At 37.8% G+C, this 4,414-nt stretch carries 4 protein-coding genes and 1 pseudogene; 2 read left to right on the forward strand and 3 right to left on the reverse strand.

Features of this window, described 5'->3' with window-relative positions:
• Positions 1-294: S24/S26 family peptidase (locus VSA01S_RS19250; protein WP_503827253.1), on the forward strand; the 294-nt coding region annotated here is incomplete at its 5' end.
• A gap of 250 nt (positions 295-544) precedes the next feature.
• Here the strand turns inward: VSA01S_RS19250 and VSA01S_RS19260 are convergent.
• The 3 genes from VSA01S_RS19260 to VSA01S_RS19275 all read right to left on the reverse strand — a co-directional run bounded on the left by VSA01S_RS19260 (position 545) and on the right by VSA01S_RS19275 (position 3,882).
• Positions 545-1,699 (reverse strand): restriction endonuclease, encoded by a 1,155-nt coding sequence (locus VSA01S_RS19260; RefSeq protein WP_039982573.1) that lies wholly within the window; start codon positions 1,697-1,699, stop codon positions 545-547.
• A 135-nt stretch (positions 1,700-1,834) separates the two neighbouring features.
• A complete protein-coding gene (locus VSA01S_RS19270) occupies positions 1,835-2,704 on the reverse strand; it encodes a hypothetical protein (RefSeq protein WP_039982572.1) in 870 nt (289 codons plus the stop codon).
• A gap of 137 nt (positions 2,705-2,841) precedes the next feature.
• A complete protein-coding gene (locus VSA01S_RS19275; protein ID WP_050567415.1) occupies positions 2,842-3,882 on the reverse strand; it encodes a hypothetical protein in 1,041 nt (346 codons plus the stop codon).
• A gap of 430 nt (positions 3,883-4,312) precedes the next feature.
• Between VSA01S_RS19275 and VSA01S_RS20635 the strand changes: the two are divergent.
• A pseudogene (locus VSA01S_RS20635) lies at positions 4,313-4,414 on the forward strand (site-specific integrase); the annotation flags it as partial.

The following is a 4,414-nucleotide window of genomic DNA, read 5'->3' on the forward strand; positions in this document are numbered from 1 at the left end:
AAACTCGTCGGTAACGAAACTCTCGCCTTTGATAAGAGTTATTTAGACAAACTCAAGGTTCTGAATGTCATGGGCATCGAGCATGATGGAACAACCTTCATTGTTGATAAAGAAGTTCATCAAGCAGTAAGCGGCACATACCTGGTCGATATGGATGGCCTACTCTCTCTAAACGAGATCCAACGCTTACCAGGTAAAAAACTGGCGATTAGCTTTAATGGCTCAACATTAACTGTTGATGAAGATGAAGTGAAAGTTGTGGGGCGAGTCGCGTTAATAATGGAGAAGTGCTAACGGCTGAACTCATTTTTTGAGCTAACTAGTAGCCAACCTAGTTGGCAGCATCACTAACCTCTAACTAGGTTACTATCCCCCGGTACTATCGGGGAAAGGACGTTATCACCTTTTTTTAGTACACAACGCCCTTTTAGGGGGTGAGCAACGCAATACCGAAGCCACCGCATACAACTTTAAGCACAGAGCACAAAGCGTAGTGAAAATGCCGTGCGTTGCAAATCACTCTTAAACAGTTTGTTAGAATGCATTACATAGACAGCCTAAATTCTTCGATTTTTCTACCAATAACATCAGTCGCCCCACTAACAGTCGATGACACAAGAATATTCTCTACATCTTCGTCATCCAAAATAACTATCATTTTGTTGTGAACCATCCATTGCTCCCTTAAAGTCTGTTCACACCCTCTACTATCTCCGCCATTTCTGCTAAATATCAAACCGAACATTCCAGCGCCATGAAGTTTAAGGTAGTTTGCTACTTGCAAGACGTCATTTTTTTTAACCTTTCGCGTATAGTTTTTCGCATCAACGACAATATAGTCCGCATCGTACTTGCCTCTAAGAAATGCCCAAAAACCCTCGTTGGCGTAATTAGGTATTATAAAGTCTCTTCTGTTTGACTTAGAATGGTCACTACTTTCACCTAGTGGTTTTTGTAAGGGAGGACAAAACACCTCTTCAATAATTTCACCGACTAGGTTTTGATAGATGTAGCAATCCTTGCGCCCTGGATTACACTTTTTCAACTTATCTAAAAGCTCTTTACTTTTCGATATCTGAGTTGGGGTATTGCTAGCACTAATAAGCATTCTCATCATAGGATTGGTGAGTAGACTTATTTGCTTACTGTATGTCTTAGCTAAATAGTCTAAATCCCATACAGTGATTCCTTCAGATTCTATTTGCTTACGAATTTCATCCGTTAATCTACCGTATACAGCGAGAACTAACTCTGCCTTAGGGAGCTCTTCCCCCATAGCCTTCAATTGATTAATAGCGTTAACAGCAAGATTTTTAGAGATCGACCTATATGATTTACACTCTATTAGGACTGTTTTAGATACTTTTCGAGCAATAATATCGGCTTCATACCTTTTACTGTCTCCGAAACGTGTACCTTTTTCTACGCTAGTATACTCGTTGGAAGACTTTAGTATTTCCGTTAGGGAGTCTATGAGCTCACTTTCCTTTAGATATGCTCGACCTGAAAGTTGATGACAATTAGAACAAAGTACTATTAAATTATCTTCACTAATCTCCCCTCCATTGTGCAAGGGTAAGATTGTAGAAATATTTAAAGGCACATTTTCACCAGATACTTTGCACATACAACACTGGTTATTGTACTTTTTAAGTAAGCTCTGTCTAATTTTACCGGATATATGTTTTCTTTTTTTCACTTCTATTTACCTGAGTTCTAACGCCTTTTTAAGGTGTGAGGCACGCAATACCGAAGCTCCCGCATAACAAATTAACCACTAAAACCAACGCACAGTAAAAATGCCACGCATTGCGAATCACTCTTAAACAGTTTGTTAAGTGTTTAATTTCGTAGAACTTTCATTTAGGTATTCGTGGATGATAACAGCTTCAATTGGATTAAGTGGACGTGTAGTGCTCACCTTGTTGCCATTTAGTGTAACCACACCACTGTCTATTAGAAGATTTAAGACATAGTCTTTATCCTCTTTCTTCATCACACTCGCTTCATCAAACGGCATTTTTTCATAAGCTATGACATAACTTTTTAGTCCATCCTCACCTACAGGAGCCTCAGCAACTTCGCGTTTTTTTTTCTCAATACTTACAGCTTGAGCTTCAATAAAAGTGTTTACATCAGAACCATCGAGCATGATGATTTTCCCGCCTATATAATGAGGAAAGCCATGTAACTTTTCATGGTTTATTGATTTTTCGAGTTCTTTAAATCCCGAACCATCGATATTAAGCTTATGATTTACCACTTCAAAGTAGAGGTCTACTGTAAAGTTGAATAAGGCAGGGTATATATCTGCATATTTCCCATAGTTGATGGTCGCTTCTTTCAGATATTTTATGGTCTGCTTCGACTTTAAATTACGTATCGCATAGTCGACCACTTCCACAGGCAACAAACTAATTAGTTGAACTTCAGCATGAACCACCTTTACAGATGCAACAGAAATAGCCTTAGAAGAATTAAGTAACTCTGATTCATGAGTAGCGAAATTTCTCAGCGCCTTTAGAGCTCGATAACGTTTGTTCTTGCCAAAATTGACCGATTTTACTTTTGCTAGCTTCTCGCATGCACTACACATCACCGACAGTAACTCTTTAAGATCGTCGGCATCCGATGAAGCACAGTACTTGAAATACTTGTTGAAGTAGCGGGATAACTCGAGTTCACAACTTTTTAGAGGGGTCATAATTACAGCTCCTTATTAATACTGTTGTATATTTCTACTGTAGTCTGTGCAACGATGGAATTGCTTAAACACTAAAACCAACGTATGGTAAAAATGCCTCGCGTTGCGAATCACTCTTAAACAGTTTGTTTTATGCGTTACCTCCTTGGTCTCAAAAGCGTACGTGTTTCTTTGAGTGCAGCCTGAAGTATTCTTGTGGTTTCAACTGACTTTTGAACTTCCATTTTACTTACTTCTAAATCAATGGTTGTTTCACCTTTTTTAAGCACAAAATTGCGTTCTGTCGCTAACAGGCTTTCAACCACTTTTGCTTTTAACGCATTATCGTCACCAAGAACTGCTATATTTATGGCGGTCAACTTACTCTCTATATTAGTAAGTTCGTTCTGGAAGTATTTCATATCGTTTAGGTTTGCACGATACAAACGAAGAAAAAAATATGAAAATACTTCAATAAACAGAACAACTGAAAGCCTTGGTATGTAGTATAAAATGTAATCCGTTAATATATTGCCAGTCATGGAATGCTCTACATCATATACAAAGCCACCAACGACTAACATGTATGCGAGTACGCTAATTCCTAAAACTGTCGTCACACTACCAATGAACAAATTAACATTTGCTCGGCTAGATAACGTTCGAATTTCACTCTCTACACGCGCTCTAAACTGATAACTTGCCTTCTGTGTCTGCTCGAAAGCATCATACGAATTAACTTCAGCTTTAAAACTGCTAATTAAATCTGATGTCAGTTTCTTGCTTACATCTGATTTAACTTCATTTAATACGTTTTTGTAATCTTCTGCTGAAATACTTTCTTCATTTGTTCTGCTTTTTTCTTTAGCAATTTCAGTCTCAAGTTGAGCTAGCTTTCGTTGCATCATTCGATTGGCAAGTAGAGACGATGTTGAATTTTTTACAAACAACTCGTCAAAAACAACTAATGCGACACCTAAAGCTGTTAGTCCAATACCCATTAGTTGATGAAATTGAGAAGTGTCACGAATTGCGCCTAAACCAAAAAGTGAAAACGTAGATACTAATATCAGCATCGTACCAATGAGAATCATGGGACGCGAAGCTAACGATCGGTTGACCTTACCATTAGTTGGTGAACTGACGTCTCCTTGTATATGTTGAACCTGAACTGTACTTTCACTTATTTTTTCTGTCATTTATATTTCTCATTATTCATTGCTCCGAAAGCATATAACGCTTCTTATAAGGCTTGTTGCCTGATTTAATGCGCACATTATGCAATTACAATCAACTTGCTTAAACAAAAATATTTTATATTTCAGTGATATAAATCAAGTGCATAATGGTTATATTGCTTGTGAAAGTCTAATTGATATGTACTCAAACTGTTCAATAATGCTGAAATTTCTCCCGTATTTTTATGTAGGCCTAAGGAACGAACACTGTTCATCTTGACAACTCTGTAACCTACGCAGACATGAATGGATTGAAACATAGTAAAATCTAATTAAATTTCAATGTGTTGAGACATACATCGAGCTTGTACTTGTTGTGCAATATAAAACATTGCACCACGTCTCACCACGATTTATACTGTTTTTTTATACAGTTAAATTTAAACATTCTATGTCTATCAGAAACTTAAAAGACGGTTCTAAGAAGCCTTGGCTTTGCGAATGTTACCCAAACGGCCGCGCCGGTAAGCGTGTGCGTAAGCGGTTCACAACC

The organism is Vibrio sagamiensis NBRC 104589 (assembly GCF_007990935.1).
Classification (GTDB): Bacteria; Pseudomonadota; Gammaproteobacteria; order Enterobacterales; family Vibrionaceae; genus Vibrio; species Vibrio sagamiensis.

Excerpts from the sequence above, each read along its gene's own strand:
- VSA01S_RS19270 (WP_039982572.1), bottom strand. The coding sequence starts at position 2,704 with ATGACCCCTCTAAAAAGTTGTGAACTCGAGTTATCCCGCTACTTCAAC.
- VSA01S_RS19275 (WP_050567415.1), bottom strand. The coding sequence starts at position 3,882 with ATGACAGAAAAAATAAGTGAAAGTACAGTTCAGGTTCAACATATACAA.